General features: G+C 58.1%; 2 protein-coding genes and 1 pseudogene. All 3 read right to left on the bottom strand.

From position 1 onward, the window contains the following. Positions 1–4896, bottom strand: a complete 4896-nt coding sequence (locus tag V3388_RS02905; protein ID WP_336366014.1) for a polymorphic toxin-type HINT domain-containing protein — start codon at positions 4894–4896, stop codon at positions 1–3. Continuing rightward, positions 4853–16216, bottom strand: coding sequence for a fibronectin type III domain-containing protein (locus V3388_RS02900; RefSeq protein ID WP_336366013.1), 11364 nt, complete (start codon positions 16214–16216; stop codon positions 4853–4855). The genes V3388_RS02905 and V3388_RS02900 overlap by 44 nt, the downstream gene beginning before the upstream one ends. Positions 16217–16222: 6 nt before the next feature. Next, positions 16223–16864 (bottom strand): annotated as a pseudogene (locus tag V3388_RS16380) (Ig-like domain-containing protein); the annotation flags it as partial. Between the last annotated feature and the right edge of the window lie 73 nt (positions 16865–16937).

Here is a 16937-nt window from a genome sequence, read left to right as displayed (position 1 = left end):
TCAAAAATCCACCTTGCTTTTTCCAGACCTTAATCTCGGTTGATTTCGTTTAGTAAATGGTTCACGTGATTTTAGCTTGCCAACTTCCATATGGGGCCCATGTCCCTCCACCCTATCGCCACTACCGTCAACGATTCCATCGAGCGCTCCATCTGCCCCTTCCTTGGTTTGATGCCTCGGGCTACCGGGCTCCCAGTTTTGATGATTTTTTCCTGGCCTTGACGTAGGCGTTCCGAATTGCCGCTGAGCTTCTCGAGCTGCCTTACGTTTAGCTCTTGATTTTGCTCGCGAGTTAGGTGGTAACTTACAAACATTATGGACCCAAACCTCATCCACCCCAACGAAGTAACTATGGAAATCCGCCACCTCAAAGTTGAACGTTGGCTGCATCGTCTCTTGATGCTCAACTGAAACCACCGCCAACGTCTCACCACCTCGTGAGGTCACAAGATCGCCGGGGTTCAACTTCTCGGAGCGCGTCCAGGATTTCCCGCTCAGCCAGAAGGGATGCTCTGGTGTTGCTCCAATTTCCTCAAGGTTTCCGTCCCGGTCTTTGAGCGTCACTTTTACAACCGGTTTGGCCTCCGATTGGTAAAGCGCCAGAACCGGCTTCAGTTTGACCTCCCCGGTCACATCCTGTTTTGCCCACACCCGGTCGCCAACCTGAATGTTTTCGATCGGGACCAGGCCGGATTCCGTCTGTACCAGAGTGCCCGCCACGAAGCATTTGCAGGGGTTTCCGAGCGATTTTCGTGTCGCGGCCGCCGACTTTCGTCCCTTCGCGAGCGCGGTCACTCGCTTCAGCGACTTCAATGCCAGCAGCGAACCGCCGCCAGGGGTGGCAAATTGACCAGTCAGATTTGAGAAACGGTAGGCACTAGAGCAGTAGTTAACTCCACCACCAATACCCAACTGCTCTCGAGTCCACCTCGAGAACCCACCTGACATCCCGTCACCAAAACCCGTTACGCCATCAACAATATCCTGCGGAATCGGGATGGGCATGCCATATTCATCTTTCGGCGCGATCAGATCGAACACCCAATCGATGTATTCATACCAAGCCATCCCATAAGGATCGATCGCCATCAAGGGACTTAGCCGGGCATAGGCATAGCGATTCACTCCGCCGGCGAAGCCTACCGGGTCCGCCTGAATGTAACGCCCCAGGGCGGGGTCATAGTCCCGCATGAAGTTGTGGTGCAGTCCCGTTTCGGCATCGAAATACTGGCCGGCTAGGCGTAAATTGTTTTCGACTTTGGAGACCACCACACTGGCGGCACCAAACGCCTCGTAGCGGCCTTCCCACACCACCTCACCGCTGTCACGAATCAGCGTGAGTGGACGGCCGAAGTGATCCACCTGGTAGTAGAAGGTTTCGCCGCCCTGGCGCATGATCAGCGGGTTGGTCATCCAGGGGCTGCTGGGCAGGTACTGATACTCCTTGAGCAGGTTGCCGCTGGCGTCGTATTCCGCCGTCAGACCGCTGGAGGTGTACAGGAAGTAAGTGATAACGCCGTTCACTTCTTTCCAGAGGCGATGCCCAAGCGGGTTGTAGCCGTATCGGGCAATCACGGTACCGTTACTGTCCTCTACCCGGGCAAGTCGCTGCTCGGCATCGTAGACATACCGCCGGTCGGCGTTGGTGCCATCCGCATTGGGCCCCTTGCTCAACAGGTTTCCGTTGGCATCGTAGTGAAAATAGGTGTCACCGCGGCGAACCAGTTGGTTACCGTCGTTGTAGTCCAGGCTCAACGCTTCGGAAGTACCGCTGTCGGCGACTTCAAAATGCTGAGTTCGATTGCCGACGCCATCATAACTGAAGGATTCTTCGCGCTTATCGGGATAATCCGCGCTAATCAGCCGGTATAGCTGGTCATAACCGTACTGGTAATCACCGTGCTCAGTGGATTGGGACACGACGTTGCCAACGTTGTCGTACCCGTACAGCACCTGCATGACGGCGTTCTGGGCGGGGTCCAGCAGGCGGTTTCCCGTCATATGCATCACGCCATTAAAGGTTCGCTCAATGCGTGAGCCGCCGGGCAGCGTGATGGTTCGGGGCTGGGTCCACTGGTAATCACTGATACCAATGGTGCCGATGCCAGGGATAACCACAGAGCTTGGTCGCCCCGCCTCGTTGTAGCCGTACTGGTAAGTGTCACCTTCCGGGGTGGTGTATGCGCTCAGCACGCCGTCTTCGTTGTACTGGTAGCGGAAGGATTTACTGAACGGCCCGTAATCGGTGGTCACCGTGTCGAGCTGGCCAAGCTCGGTATAGGTATAGGCAGCGCTTGTCTGGCCGTCGTTGTAGGAGGCGAGCAGCCCCAGATCATTGTAGGTGTAGTCGACCGTCTTGGCAGGGGTTGCATCAGACTGGCCCGCATAAACATCCAGCCGGATCATTTGATCGGCGCTGTCGTATGTGTAAACGAGCGTCTCGCCGCCCGGAGAAATCACCCGGGTCAGGTTGCCATTGCCGTCATAGCGGTATTCGCGGCGGCGGTCGCTGCCCTCTGACCGGAAGACCTCAGCGGTCAGGTAACCGTTGGTGTCGTATTCGAGCCTTACCTCGCGATCTTCCGGGTCAATAACGCGAACCAGGTTGTTGCGATGGTCCCAGTACAGGCGTGTGACGCCCATATCTGCATCGACGACCCGGGTAACGCGCCCCAGTTCGTCGTACTCGTACTGGGCCGCGTGGTTGTCGTCGTTCAAGGTTCTGACCAACTGGCCGAGAACGTCGTACTCGAACTGCTGTGTCGTGCTTTGGCCATCAAACTGGGTGGCAATGGAGCTGACCAGCTGCTGATTGTTGTACTCGTAGACCTTTTTGAAGGTCGGGAACTGGACTTCCTTCAACAGAAAGTTTTCATAGGTGTAATGGATGTCATTGCCCAGCGCATCCGAGACCTCCAGCGGTTGACCGTACGCGTTATAACGCTCGGTAACCCGGGTGGTGTCTGCGGACATCGCGCTCATGGTGCGGGACTGCACGTCGTAGGTGCGCTTGGCTTTCTGTCCGAGCTGGTTGGTGACTTCGTTCCACTGGTTCAGCGCATCGTAGCCATACTTGGTTTTGCTCAGATTGGGGGCCGTTTCAGTAACGAGGTTGCCGACTTTGTCGTAGGCGTAGCTGATGGTCCGGCCCAGCGGGTCAGTTTCTGTCAGCAGGTTGCCCGCCGCGTCATAGGTGTAGGTGTAGGTGGTGCCCCTGGGCGTTGTGAGTGAGGTGAGGTTGCCCATGACGTCGTAGGCGTAGGTCGTCTCGTAGCCTTCACCATCCATCCAGCGTTCGAGATTGCCTCGGTCGTCAAAATAAGACGATTGGCTGAAGCTGTTTCCCCCGGGCCCACTGAACGTGGCGATGGTGGAAAACTCGGTATGGCTGAAGCTGACAGTCCGTGCGGCGGGAGTGTTGACGGCCTCAGACACTTTAGTAAGGCGCCCGGCGGCGTCGTATGCGTATCGAAACTCCGTGCCTGCCTTATTGGTAACGCTAGTCGGGTAGTTGTACTGATCGTCGTAGGTCTGGGTTTCAACGGAGCCGTCCGGATACGTTGTCTTAAGGGGATTGCCCCACTGATCTTCCTCGACGGCGGTTACCTGGCCCAGTTGGTCCGTTGTCTTACGAATTTTGTCTTTCCAGTTGTAGACAACTTTAGTGACCTGCTCACCATTGACGGTGTGAGAGAACACTTCTTTCTCGTCCGCACTCGTAGAGGTAAAGCTGGCTATGCTCTCGATGTTCGCCGCGGCAGGGTAGCTGGCCCTTATCATCAGACGCTTGGCGTCCGCGTTCCAGATTTTCTGCTCGGAGACGGTGCCATCGTCTCCCTTGATGGTGAACCGGTAGTACCCGGCTCCGCCTCCGCTTTTGTCGTAATCAAAGGCATAGGCAATGCTGGAGCCATCGGCTTTTACAATCTCGTCAACACGCCCGTCTTCCCAGTTATAAGTCGTTGCACGATTCTCTGGATCGATTCGGCGAACCAGCTCCTGATCGTCGTACTCATAGACCCAGCGATTACCCAGAACATCCGTCACGCCGCTCAGGCGTCCGTCAGAATCGTAGTGGTAGTGCACGGAACGGCCGGAGTAATCGACAACGGCTTCCGGTTGTGTTGCATCAGAACCGGCGTAGGTTAGTGTCAGCAGTGTCCGCTCGTACTTGTCCTTAACCGCACTGATTCGAGCCTTTGCATCCCGGATTAGGCGGTATTCATTCCCCTCGGAATCGCCATAACTCAGGGTGAGGCCGCTCTGGTCGTAACGAATCCAGTTACCCTCGCGGTCCTTCCAGGTGAACCCCTCAGGGGTTGGCTCTATGTGGCTGCCAAAAAAACCGAAACGCGGCTGGTCGGGCACTCGCTCAAACTTGATATCACCGCGTTTGAGGTAATCCCACTGTTCATAATGCGCGGGCGGAGGCGCGTCTCCCGTGCCGGACTGAACAGTGCCGCCGGATTGACCACCGGCTGATGACAAGAATGTCTGATTCTTTTTGAGTTGGAGGCTCTCCCATCGCCGGTTCCATTGCCACCCCTTGCCGGACGTGTAGGTACGCGTTACGCGGACCGGCAGGCCTTTGGCCTGAACCCACAGATCCAGCTCTCTGAGCACAAACTTGCCCGTGTGATAAGGCTGCTGCTCAAGCAGGACGACACCCGGCGTTGAGGATGCCGCCATCGAGACAGCCATCAGCGATAAAAGGAGAAGCGCCCGTAAAACCGGTCTGGCGAGTAACATTGTGTGGTCCTTGTTCTTTCTGTCCTTTTTGGGCGTCTCACTCTCGGGAGCCAAACGTTTCATTCGCGTCGGTGCTTTGAGCCAGCGGCTGAAGGTCTCCACGTTAACCCCCACCTTCTGTACCGCTCTGGCCGCCGCAACTCTCATCGCTGCCGTCCTCACCCGGGCAGAAAGACTCCGCGGTGCCAATTGCCGTGGGAGGCGCCGGAGAATAGTTGGTGCCACCGCCACCGCCGCTACCGAAATAGCCGCCGCCAAAGAAGCTCCCGCCAACGGAGCCAGCGCCGGCACCGCAGGACGAACCAGCAATGGCGTTCCAGACCATGGTGGCCGCGTTATCGATGATGCTGCCGACGGCACACTCGGCGGAGTACGTGCATATGGCCCGGTAATTGCGCCGGACGCATCCGCCACCCGTCGCCTCACCTTCGGCCGATGGCATGAAATCCTGGAGCGCAACAATCCGGTAAGGCACACGAACGACCTGGCCGGGCTTGATGACGTCGGGAATGTCGGTCAGGTAGTCAAACCGGGCATAGTCGTCTCCGGTTGGCAGGTTTGCGGCCACATCAAACGCTTCAATCAGGCCATAGTTGGTGATCGTGAACTCGCCCTGATAGACCTCACCTTTTTCCAGCATCGGCAGGTTGACCGACATCGGTTCGAACAGCACGACAGGCGCAGGTACGTTGGTTTCGTAGGTGGCATTCAGGACGACGTCGTAGCGGTCTTCCAGCGTGATCTCGGTGACAGAGAACTCCACATTAATCAGGTTGTTCATCAGGAACAGCTGCTGATTGGTGGTAACGCCAGGCTTCACCCAGAGGGTGCCGGATACTGGCTCGTGATCGAACGCGGACGCCCGATAGCTGTACTGGCCCGCCGGAATATCGCTGAGTTCGCCGTAACCATTGGCATCGGTGGTCAGGTTGAACACTTCGGAAAGGACATCCGTGTTCTGCAGCTTAACCTTGACGTTGCCGAGGCCGGGAATCGGCTGCATGTTCTCATCCAGCGTTGCCGTGTAGATATCGGTGCTGTGGATAAACACACTTCCGGTGCCCGAGTTCGTTACGGCAACCAACACCGGGATTTTCAGGGGCGTGGTGTTACCGCCATCGACCTGAACGTTGAAGTAATAGTCGCCGGGCGAAACAGCGCTGTCCGGCGACACGGCGACCTGGATATCGGCCGTCGCCCCAACATCAAGATCGCCCAAAGCCGCGGGGGTCATCAGCGTGAACCAGCTGGGCGCAGGCTGCCCCTGCTCGTCCACAAGCGTCAACCTGAGGTCTTTTGCAGCTTCAAGGCCGGTATTCTCGAGCTGGACACTCTCCTGCTGGGATTGGTCCAGCCCGACGCCGGTATTGATCAGCGACGGTTGCGGCAGCAGCACCGGCCGGGCCTCCGTCAGGAAATACTCCACGGACACCGTGTCCAGCGGCGCGTCCCGGTTGTCTGCACACACATCAAAGCGAAGCGTACCGTGGTCTGCGGCACTGGCGTCTCCTGTCAGTGTCAGGTTCAGATACGCCGTTTTATTGGCAGCCACATTAGTCGGTGCGCCCAAGTCAAACGTGAGCCCCTCAGGAGAGGGCAACGGTTGGCCCTGCGCATCTGCCGGCGCGGCGTAAACCAGACGGACGTTCTTCAGCTCTGTCGCGTAACCCGCCGACACTTTGATATTCAGCTCGTAACCGTAGTTCCGGGGAATGGTGAGCCTGGCCCTGGTAGGCGATACACCCGCGCCCTCAATGGTAAAGCTACCCTGCTCCGGCCGCTCTACCATATTTGGGTGCAGAAGGGATACGCGATACGTTCCGGACTCCGCAGCACCCGGCGTAAACCGGTATTCCACACTGCCATCAACGCCACTGAAGACCGGGAACGTGCGTTCAAAGCCACGAGAGGAAAGCACCAGCGTCAACGGGACGTTGGCCAGCGGGGAATTGGCCTGCCGATCAATCGCCCGCCCGCGGATGATGATGGGGTCGCCAGTAAAGCCGGTTTCCGGGCTAATTGACGTGATTTCGCCATAGTACGGCGTTTCCTCAAGGTTCACCGGCGCACTGGCTTGCGTGCCGTCAATCGCAACGAACGTATCTCGACCGCTTTGGTACCGGAAACGATCGATCTCGAGATGAACCCGGACATCATCCGGTGCGGTTGATGGGACCGGGACACTGAAGGGCTGCGAGCGATAGGTGCCGTGCGGGGGAATGCGGGCGACGGTTTCGCCGTTGCCCAGCGAGACGACGTCACCCGTAACCTGCTGAACGGGCTGACTGCTCAGGACATTGCCATCCAGGTCCTTGAGCACCAGCCGGACCTCGGTTGAACTGTCCTGCCCCTTTCCCGTCGCCGTCAGAATTTCAGTTTCCACATCCGACGGGTTTTCAAGCAGGATCCGGGCGTTGCCGGTTCCCCCGCGGACAAAGGCGTCCGTCTCGATCGATGCAACAAGGCCGGACTGCCCAACCTGAATATCCTGTTGCTGCGCTATGACCACCTGCTGACCAGGCTTTGGCGCCAGAACAATCTGGACATCCATCGACGTGAGCGAAGGCAGTGAGTCGTAGCCGCCAATGACCACGGGCACGTCCGTGTATCCGCCGGGCGCCACGGTAAAGCGCTCGGAGACGTGTTCGCGAACATCGCCGTCGTCCATAATGCTCACCTTTAGGCGAGCCTGAACGACGGTCGACTGGCCCGAATTGGCAACCCGGAACATCACTCGGTTCATGATGCCTCGGTTCAGTTGGGCGTCGGTCCCATCATCGACAAGTGATACGCTCAGTGCTGGCAACAGGAGGTCGTGACCTACGCTGGCCACGTCGTTGCTATCCACCGCCACCACCCGGTAAAGCCTGTCAGCGGGTGCACCGCTCGCCACATTGCCGGCGTTGTAATCCAGGTCTTCATAGCTTGCGCTGGTCAATCGTTCGGCGTTCAGCTGTCGGGGTTGGCCGGAGGTGATGTCGAACACATCGAAACCTACCGATGATGCCTTGGCGTGATCCCAGGTGAGTGCCGGCCGGCCATCTTCCGCAAGACTGATGTGCAGATCACTCACGGGAAGCAGCTCGACGTTCAGGTACTGGGACGCTGACGGAGCAGACTCATTGCCCGCAGGATCAACAGCCGTGACAACGTAAAGGTGATCCGTCGCGGAAGGACGACTGTCCAGCGCTATGATGTCCGGAATGGCGTTCTGAATGGGCGTGTAACCTTCGACGGTTGTAAGACTCGCTCCCTCCGCCAGATCGATTCGATACAGGTTGTACCGCAGAAGGCCGTCCTGTGCTTCAGAGGCTGGTGGTTGCCAGCGTGCAATGACACCACTACCACCAAGTTCCAGAGACAGGTTTTGCGGTGAATCCGGAGGTGTACCGTCGGCGTTTACAGACACCACGTTACTGAGGCCGCTCTCTGCCGTCTGGCCATTCTGGGTGCGCACGCTGGCGATCGCGTACTGATAATGACCATCCGCCAGGGCGGTGCTGTCACCATCCACATATTTCGGTGTCTCGGGTAGCGTCAGGCTCTTGAGCTCTTTGAGTTCGGCCTCTGCTGGCGCCTGCCGGTAGACGACGTATCCCGATGCGTCATCGACCGGGTTCCAGCGAAGTTCCACTCTCCCGCCGGGTAACGCGCGAGCTACAAGGCCTGAGGGCGCTTCTGCCGGAGGCAAGTCGCCTTGGTAGACTTGAAAACGCGGGTCGCCGGCGATTTGCCTGACCTCGTTGCCGAGATCGTCTGCGGCAGAATACTGGAAGCCAAGCTGCTCAGAGGTAGGTTGGCCGGTATCGTCCTGCCCTGCAGACAGGGGCAGCCGGAAACGACCGGCATAAACAGGCATTCCCGGCACCGAGGAACCGTCAAGCGACAAGCCGATACCCGCCTCAAGGCCAGGAACGACATCATTGCGCTCGGAGTCGCCGATGAAGGGAATGAGAACCGGCAGTTCACCGGGTTTTACGTCGTCGGCCAATGTCATGATGACCTCGACTTCGCGCCCTTGGCCCGATTCGTCCGGGTCATTCTTGATCGGCGAGCCCGGATTAATCTGGAGCTTCGCAACCTCCGGGCCCTTCGTATCAACCAGGAATGTATCGCCGACTTCTACTTCTGTTCCGCGATTACCAACTTTGTCATGTGCAGAAAGAACCGCCAGGGCTGTGCCCGACACGGAACTTTCCTTTATCAAAAAGCTGCCACGATATCGGGTTTCATCACTGTAATCCCGAGTAAGCTCTGCCACCATCGGCAGCCCACCGCTAACGGTATAAGCGAGGTAAGGCTCTGTTTTCAGGGGTTCGTTAAAGACGATCTCAACGTCTACCTGCCCTGGCCCGGTTCGTCCTGTGGTCGGGTCCTGACTCCCCTTGGGCGTCAGGTAAATCGCTTTTGCATAGGGGGCCTCACTGTCGGCCACGGCGGACGCTTGGGGGGATGCGGGGCTGGGCGTGCCAAGGTCATTTACGGCAACAACCCGGTAGTAGTAGGTACCATCGTTTTCAGGAAGATCCTGATACGACGTCGCAGCTAAGGGCTGTCCGGTCAGCCGCAATGCGTCTGAGGTATCAACGAACGGGGCCTGGGCACGAAAAACGTAATAGCCCGCAGCGTTTTCCACTGCGGACCAGTTCAAAGCAATTTGCCCCAGAGGTTTACTGGTTGCAGACAGACCAGCCGGCGCGTCGGGTGCGGTGAGATCCAACGTTACGGTGATCGGTGAACTCGGCGCACCGAATTCCGTTCGGTTGACATACCGTGAGTCGACAACAATCTGGTTGTCCCCTTCCGTCAACGGAACGGTCGCCTTGAAGCGACCTAGCGCGCTTGCCGTTACGGTACCGGCTTGCGGCACACCATTTACTGAGAGACGCGCCACTGTGCTTACGCCGGACTGGCCGGTGACTTCAATCTCCGGCTGGTTGGTTGTTGTTCCTGATGCCGGCGAGGCGATAGTGGGCGAGCCTGGCGGATCAAGATTGACATCCAACGTCACCGAGAACGGTGTACTGTTATCCAGCGTGTCATAGACATGACCCGTTAACAGGTAACTCCCGTCATCCATACCAATCAGGTTCCAGGGCACTTCGAAGGCAGGACTCGCGCTGTAGTCATTACCCAGCGTCTGACCGTTGGTTTTCAATTCCAACCGGGCAAGGCCAGAAGGGTCTTTCGCATACACGCGAATCTGACCGTTGTGCCGAATAGCCATGCCATCGGTCACGTCCGTTTCGCCGGTACCGTCGACGTACGTGATGCGGGTGATCTCTGGCCCGTCCTCGTCTTCAACCGGCTCTACTGGGATAGCAATAACCTGCGGTTCCTCACCGCCTGACAGGTTCACTGCCGTCACTGCCATGTAGTAGGTGGTGCCATTTTCAAGTCCCGCAACACTTGCGGCCGCCGCGGCCTTATCTGCCCTGATCCTCGGCTGCATACCGGTGATTGTTGTGAACATCGCGTTACTGACGTAAACGTTGTATCCGGCAACAAGTGCAGCCGGCTTACTTGGGCTCCAGTTCAACGTAACTTTGCCGCTGAATGCCTCTGAGGAAAGGTTGCTCGGGTTCGCAAGCAATGTGACGCCCGGATTACTGACACCCGAGGACACGTTCGCATCCTGATCATAGGCTTGCACAGTGAGCGGATAGGTTGATGCCGGGCTCAGCGCGTCCACGGTATACACAATGGTGTTACCCACCACCTCCGCTGACTCTTCTTTCACGTCGAATTGCTCAACGCCGTCGCTGCCTTTGTCCACCGTGACCCGGTAGCCGGCCAGATCATCGTCGGTGTTCGTCGATGGCGTCCATGCCAGACGGAGAGAGGTTGAAGAGGGTGTTACGGACAGGCTGGCCGGGTCCTCCGGTGGCTGGGTGTCAACGGGCGTCACCTCAACGCTCGGCACTGTTACCAGCATCAGCCCGGTTTTATCTTCAGCCACTATGGCGACGTAAACCGGGGTATTCCGCTGGAGCTCTGTCACGGTCAGGCTTTGCTGGCCAGCAGGCAGATACGCATAGGGCGCGATACCTGAGATGGCATTGAATGGCAGTGCTTGTACATACACCCGGTAGTGGCGGATGTCGTTGCCATTGGCCACTTCGTCGTAGGCAGACCAGTTGAGCCGAATGGTTTTACCGTCACCGTCCGCATTGATGAGGGGGATGACCGGCCCCGGGGCACTGTCATCAAAGTTAATCGTTGCGACTGCAGGGTCGCTCACGTTGCCTGCGTGATCTCTTTGAGTAAACGTGAGAACGTTCTCACCCGAGTGCAGCTCAGCGGCAAACGTCCAGGAGGCGCTGGCCTCGTTGCTCGAAATTGTTTCGCCGTTAAGCAACAACGAGGCACCAACTTCCTTCCCGCCGTCAAGGAGGACGCTGCTCTGGCTGGTTGTTTCTGGGTATTCGCCCAGCGCCGGCGGAAGCGGCTTGGTCACGTCCAGTGTGAATGATTGGGTGTAAGTCCCACTGACATTTCCGCGCTGGTCGGCAAGGCGGCCAAGAACATTGTAGTGCCCCTCGAGCAAAGAACCTGCGGGGGAGAAAACCAGGTCGTTGCCATTGAGGGTTACAGTGCCCGCGATGTTTACGCCGTCTCGCTGCACTGACAGCTGAGACCCCTCCAGAGCCAAGCCGCTGCCTTCATCGTTGCCCGTTACTCGAATTTGCCCCGGAGGTGCGTTGATATAGGAGGTAGGGAACTGCCCTGTCTTTACCGGGGCAATGCTGTCAACGTTGAAGGTGACTGTGTTTACCTCAGAGTGGTTGCCGGCTTCGTCAATCGCGATGAAAACAACCGTATTGTCACCTTCTGATAGCTGGAAATCGTCCACTTGCCATGGCCCGGTACCTGATGGCACGTAGCTCTTACCATTGATCCAGATGGCAGCGGTGTCCGTGCGGGCCCCTGAGAAAGACACCCGACGTTCAGCGAGGTCGTACGCGCCGCCCGCCAGATGTGATGTCAGCATGACCGGCTCTGGCGCAGAGGTGTCAACGACGAAGCTAAAACTGAAAGCATCGTCTGGTTCATCAACAACGCCGTTACCATTTTGATCCATGCCGAAACCGTCAAGCGATTGGACGTTCGGCCCGACCGTCAGCGCATAGTTTCCGTCTGCCAGTGGAGCGGTCAGCTCAATATGGAACTGAACGGCGTCAATGGCCGAGACGTTTGCGATGACGACAGCACCGCTGGAACCCTGGAGAGTGATGTCTTCTATGGAAAGAGAGTCTGCCGCGATGGCGTTGGTGAACCAGACGTCGAAGCTACTGACCTGGAGGTTGTTGATTGTGTTCAGTGACACATTCCGAACGGCTGTCGGGGTTTGCTGTTGCTCGATGACAACGCTACCCGCTTCGCCCCGGCGTGAACTGCCCGTTCCCGCAGCGGCATTGACCATCAAGTCAAACGAATCCGAGAGCGCGGTGGCGTAGAAAATCGCGACTCGTCCTCCACCGCCGGTTCCTGCGTAACGGCTGTATCCTCCGTTTGCAGAAATCTGAGCACCTGCGCCAACATTCAGGCTTTGAGCATGGAGCCAGACCGAGCCCCCCGCGCCACCCGGCGAATACGCGTTTGAACCGCGTCCGCCGTTTGCCTCAACGGTGCCGTCAATCGTCGCCGAGCCGGCCTGGATGTTCAGCGCACCGCCGCCTTTCGACCAATACACCTCACTCGAGTACCGGCCACCCTGCCCCAGCGTTACCGGAGACCGCTCATCGCCATAGGTCGGAAGCGGTTCAGAACTCCCGTAGGCGCCGCCAAGGCCGCCGTGGCTACCACCAGCATAAGTTGGCTGCCCGTCCACCGGACCGTAACCCGACTCAGTAGCAGAAAGCCGGGAGCCTTCGCCGACAATCAGCTCGTTTACCGTGAGCTGGAGAGTGCCAGACGCGGGTATCTGCTCGTTATAGCCAAGGGTGGTGATCGCACCACCGTTGCCAATCTCCAGTCGATCAAACGTATGCGCCCCGAACAATGTGAGTTCATAGCCTGAGACCGTCAGCGAGTCGTTGCCTTCCGGCCGACTCCAGACCCCGTCCTGAACAAAGTCGCTTTGCTGGAAGTCATACAGCCCGGTCACCGCCAGGTCATACCCGGCTTGCTGCCAAGTGCTGTTATCGCTCAGGCGAAGCTCACTGACTTCCATGGCCGATACCTGGCTGACTGAGCTTCCTTCCACGCGGAGATCCGTCACCTGATCCGCGGCAAGAACCATGGCGCTGCTGTTTCGAACGACCAACGACGGAATTTGAGGAACGGTCAGCTCTACCTCGGCGTTGTCCACAACCAACACATCCGGCACGGACGCAACCGACAGCTTCATTCGCCCGCCAATCAGATAGAGTTCGTCCAGACCTTCTGGGAGCTGGGTCAACTCCAGCCAGGCACCTGACCGGTCACCGCCGTTGTCGAGCAACAGCACGCTGTTGCCCGAAACGGTGTCTTCCCAAAAGACAGTGCCGGCGCTACCCGAGTATATGCTTGAACCGCTTCCATCCCGGGCACTGAGCGCAGACTCAAGTGCTTTTCCAGAGAGGCTTTCATAATAAACGGCAATACGTCCGCCGCCGCCACTGGGACGATTCGAGCTGTAACCACCGTTTGCCGTGATCTGCCCAGATTCACCGATAGTCAGACTTTGAGCGCGCAGCCAGACGGAGCCACCGGCTCCGCCCGGCGAGTTCACGGATTGGCCTCGCCCACCGTTTGCTTCAATGTTGCCGGCAATTGTCGCCGAGCCCGCCTGGATGTTCAGCGCACCGCCGCCTTTCGACCAATACACCTCACTCGAGTACCGGCCACCCTGCCCCAGCGTTACCGGAGATCGCTCATCGCCATAGGTCGGAAGCGGTTCAGAACTCCCGTAGGCGCCGCCAAGGCCGCCGTGACTACCACCAACATAAGTTGGCTGCCCGTCCACCGGACCGTAACCCGACTCAGTAGCAGAAAGCCGGGAGCCTTCGCCGACAATCAGCTCGTTTACCGTGAGCTGGAGAGTGCCAGACGCGGGTATCTGCTCGTTATAGCCAAGGGTAGTGATCGCACCACCGTTGCCAATCTCCAGTCGATCAAACGTATGCGCCCCGAACAATGTGAGTTCATAGCCTGAGACCGTCAGCGAGTCGTTGCCTTCCGGCCGACTCCAGACCCCGTCCTGAACAAAGTCGCTTTGCTGGAAGTCATACAGCCCGGTCACCGCCAGGTCATACCCGGCTTGCTGCCAGGTGCTGTTATCGCTCAGGCGAAGCTCACTGACTTCCATGGCCGATGCCTGGCTGACTGAGCTTCCTTCCACGCGGAGATCCGTCACCTGATCCGCGGCAAGAACCATGGCGCTGCTGTTTCGAACGACCAACGACGGAATTTGAGGAACGGTCAGCTCTACCTCGGCGTTGTCCACAACCAACACATCCGGCACGGACGCAACCGACAGCTTCATTCGCCCGCCAATCAGATAGAGTTCGTCCAGACCTTCTGGGAGCTGGGTCAACTCCAGCCAGGCACCTGACCGGTCACCGCCGTTGTCGAGCTGCAAAACGCTGTGCCCGGACGTCTCATCCTGCCAGAATACCGTGCCTGCACTGCCCTCAGAGGTAGCCGGACCGGAGCCGCTTCGCGCTTTCAGGGCAGTTGCCAGGGACTGCCCTTGGTACGTTGAAAAATACAGGGCGACTCGCCCGCCACCGCCCGAGCCACGAGACGTGCTGTCACCGCCATTCGCGGTAACCTGTGCGGAGTCGCCAATGACCAGATTTGTCGAGGTCAGCCAGACCGAGCCACCAGCGCCACCTGGCGAATAGCTGTGACTACCCTGACTACCGTTCGACTCAATTCGGCCGTTGATATGCATGTTGGCGGCGGCAATCCGCAACGCCCCGCCACCGCGGCTCCATCTGGCTTCGCTGGAGTATTTGCCACCTCGCCCGGCCGTTTGGGGGCGCAGGAGATCACCATAAGTTGCGCCAGCTAAGACACCGCTGTAAGGACCACCGGCGCCGCCATGACTGCCTCCGACAAAATCCGGCTGGCTGTCACTGGGTCCGTATCCGAGTCCGCTCGCCGCTATCCGTGCACCCTTATCCACGACCAGTTCGTTACTCAGAATGAGGCTGAGCGGCGTCGGTGAATCTTTGCCACCATCGGCAGCAACCACTTCGCCACCGTGGGACACTCTCAGACTCTCAAGATTATAGGTACCTTGCAGCCTGAGGGTTCCGCCGTCCACGAGGATTCGCTTGCCAGTAAAATCCGGATCGTTTGCAGCTATCGTAAGATCTTGGTTGACGACTTTGTCCGCCGCGAATATCTCAAAATCAAACACAAACGCGTCGTCTTCGGGCTCTCCGATCAGATCATCCTGATCCTGATCCATACCAAACCCGCTCGTTGACGCAATATTCGGGGCCACGGTCAGGTGATACTGACCGTTTGCCAGTTCGTCCTGAGTCCTGATTTCGTATACATGATCACTGACCTGGACAATATCGGTAACGGGAACGATCACACCGCCATCGCGATACAGATACACGTCAGACGCCTGAAAAGACGACATGTCTACGGGTTCACTGAATTCGATGGTCAGCGTGCCGCTCGGGTCCGGATGAATTGTGCTCAGATGAATATTTCTCACCCGAGTTGTGTAGTGGCTGCGGTGAACGTATACCGAACCCGCGCCCGCTGCCCCATCACCTCTTGCACGTAACTGGCGACCAGGGTCAAAACCGTCAATATGTCGGTAGGTCAGCGAAATGCGGCCACCGCCGCCATTGGCGCCGGCAATGTCGCCCGTACTGCCATCTGCGACGATCATCCCTTGGCCCGAGAGGGCGTCTGTTTCTATCCACAGTGACCCGCCGCTCGCGCCACTTCGGCCAAACCTCGCGAAACCGCCATTTGCCTGAATGGTGCCCTTAACCACCAGTTCCTGGGCCTCCAACTTCAGCGCACCGCCACCGTAAGAAATCAGATCATCGTTGGTTCCACGGCCGCCGACGCCATATTCGACAGGCTCGAATCTGTCGCCAAAAACCGGGTTCACGTTGCCGCCAGTGGGGCTTGCTCCGAGACCACCGTGGGACCCACCGGATTCAAGGCCAACCAACTCACTGGGGGGCAGCCCGAGCCCTGAAACATCAAGAACAGCGCCCTCCTCAATCACCAAAGAGTCAAATGTCCAAAGCATAGGTGCGTGCGAGGGAGCGTCAGGTCGGGTTCCTGTAAGCGTGGCACCCGAGTTCAACTGAAGACCTTTAAAGTCGTAGCTCCCGTCTACAGTGACGGTACCTGATTCGACAACGATGAATTTGCCTTCAAAGCTGGGGTCGTCTTCGGAAATCAGGAGATCGTCTTTTACGATCACATCAGCAACGGCTACCCGGAAGCCGACCGTAAACTGATCGGCGAGGCTTTCTCCGCCAACCCCATTTTCATTCTGATCCATCGGCAAGCCGGTTGAGCCTTTCACCGAAGGCCCTACTGTCAGGGTATATGCTCCCTCTTGGGAAATGGGTGCAGCCAGAGCGATGGTAAAGATTCGGTTATCGGACGACTGAATCCCGTCGACTGCAATGGTGCCCGCCGGCCCGACGAGCTGAACATCCGGTGGTGAAAAACTCGAAGGATCGATGGCTGTTAGGAACGCTATCTGGATGGCACTGACTTCGGACCGGATCGTGTCGCCCGCAGCCGGTGATGACGCGATGACTTTTGTCGGTAGCTGGGATTGTCCCCAGTAGAGACTACCTTCAGCGCCAGGGTTTGAGCTCGAACTACCGCCTCCCAAGCCACCGTTCGCTGTTACCTTAGTAGAATCAAAGCCGCTTCGATCAAGATACTGAATCGCAACGCGGCCTCCGCCACCGCCGCTGCCGCTGTAGCCCGATCGTGCGTTACCCCCATTCGCGCGGATCTCACCAGCGCCGGATAACGTGCCAATACGAAGCCAGATTGAGCCCCCACTTCCGCCACCTCCGTGGCTACCATTAGTAGAGCCGTCAGCTTGGATGCTCCCGTCAAGGACCAGCTCATCGGCCGTTAACCGAACGGCACCGCCACCCCGCAAAGTGTCCGCACCGAGACCGTAATCCACCGGCGCCGTGTAACTGCCAAACTCTTCTGCGCTAGAGGCATTTCCGTACGCTCCGCCACGGCCGCCGTAACTG

Source organism: Marinobacter sp. C2H3, assembly GCF_037080155.1.
Lineage (GTDB): Bacteria > Pseudomonadota > Gammaproteobacteria > Pseudomonadales > Oleiphilaceae > Marinobacter.
Note: the sequence above shows the minus strand (reverse complement) of the source record. Positions and strands in the feature narration are given on the sequence as shown.

Excerpts from the sequence above, each read along its gene's own strand:
- V3388_RS02905 (WP_336366014.1), bottom strand. The coding sequence starts at position 4,896 with ATGAGAGTTGCGGCGGCCAGAGCGGTACAGAAGGTGGGGGTTAACGTG.
- V3388_RS02900 (WP_336366013.1), bottom strand. The coding sequence starts at position 16,216 with ATGGATCAGAATGAAAATGGGGTTGGCGGAGAAAGCCTCGCCGATCAG.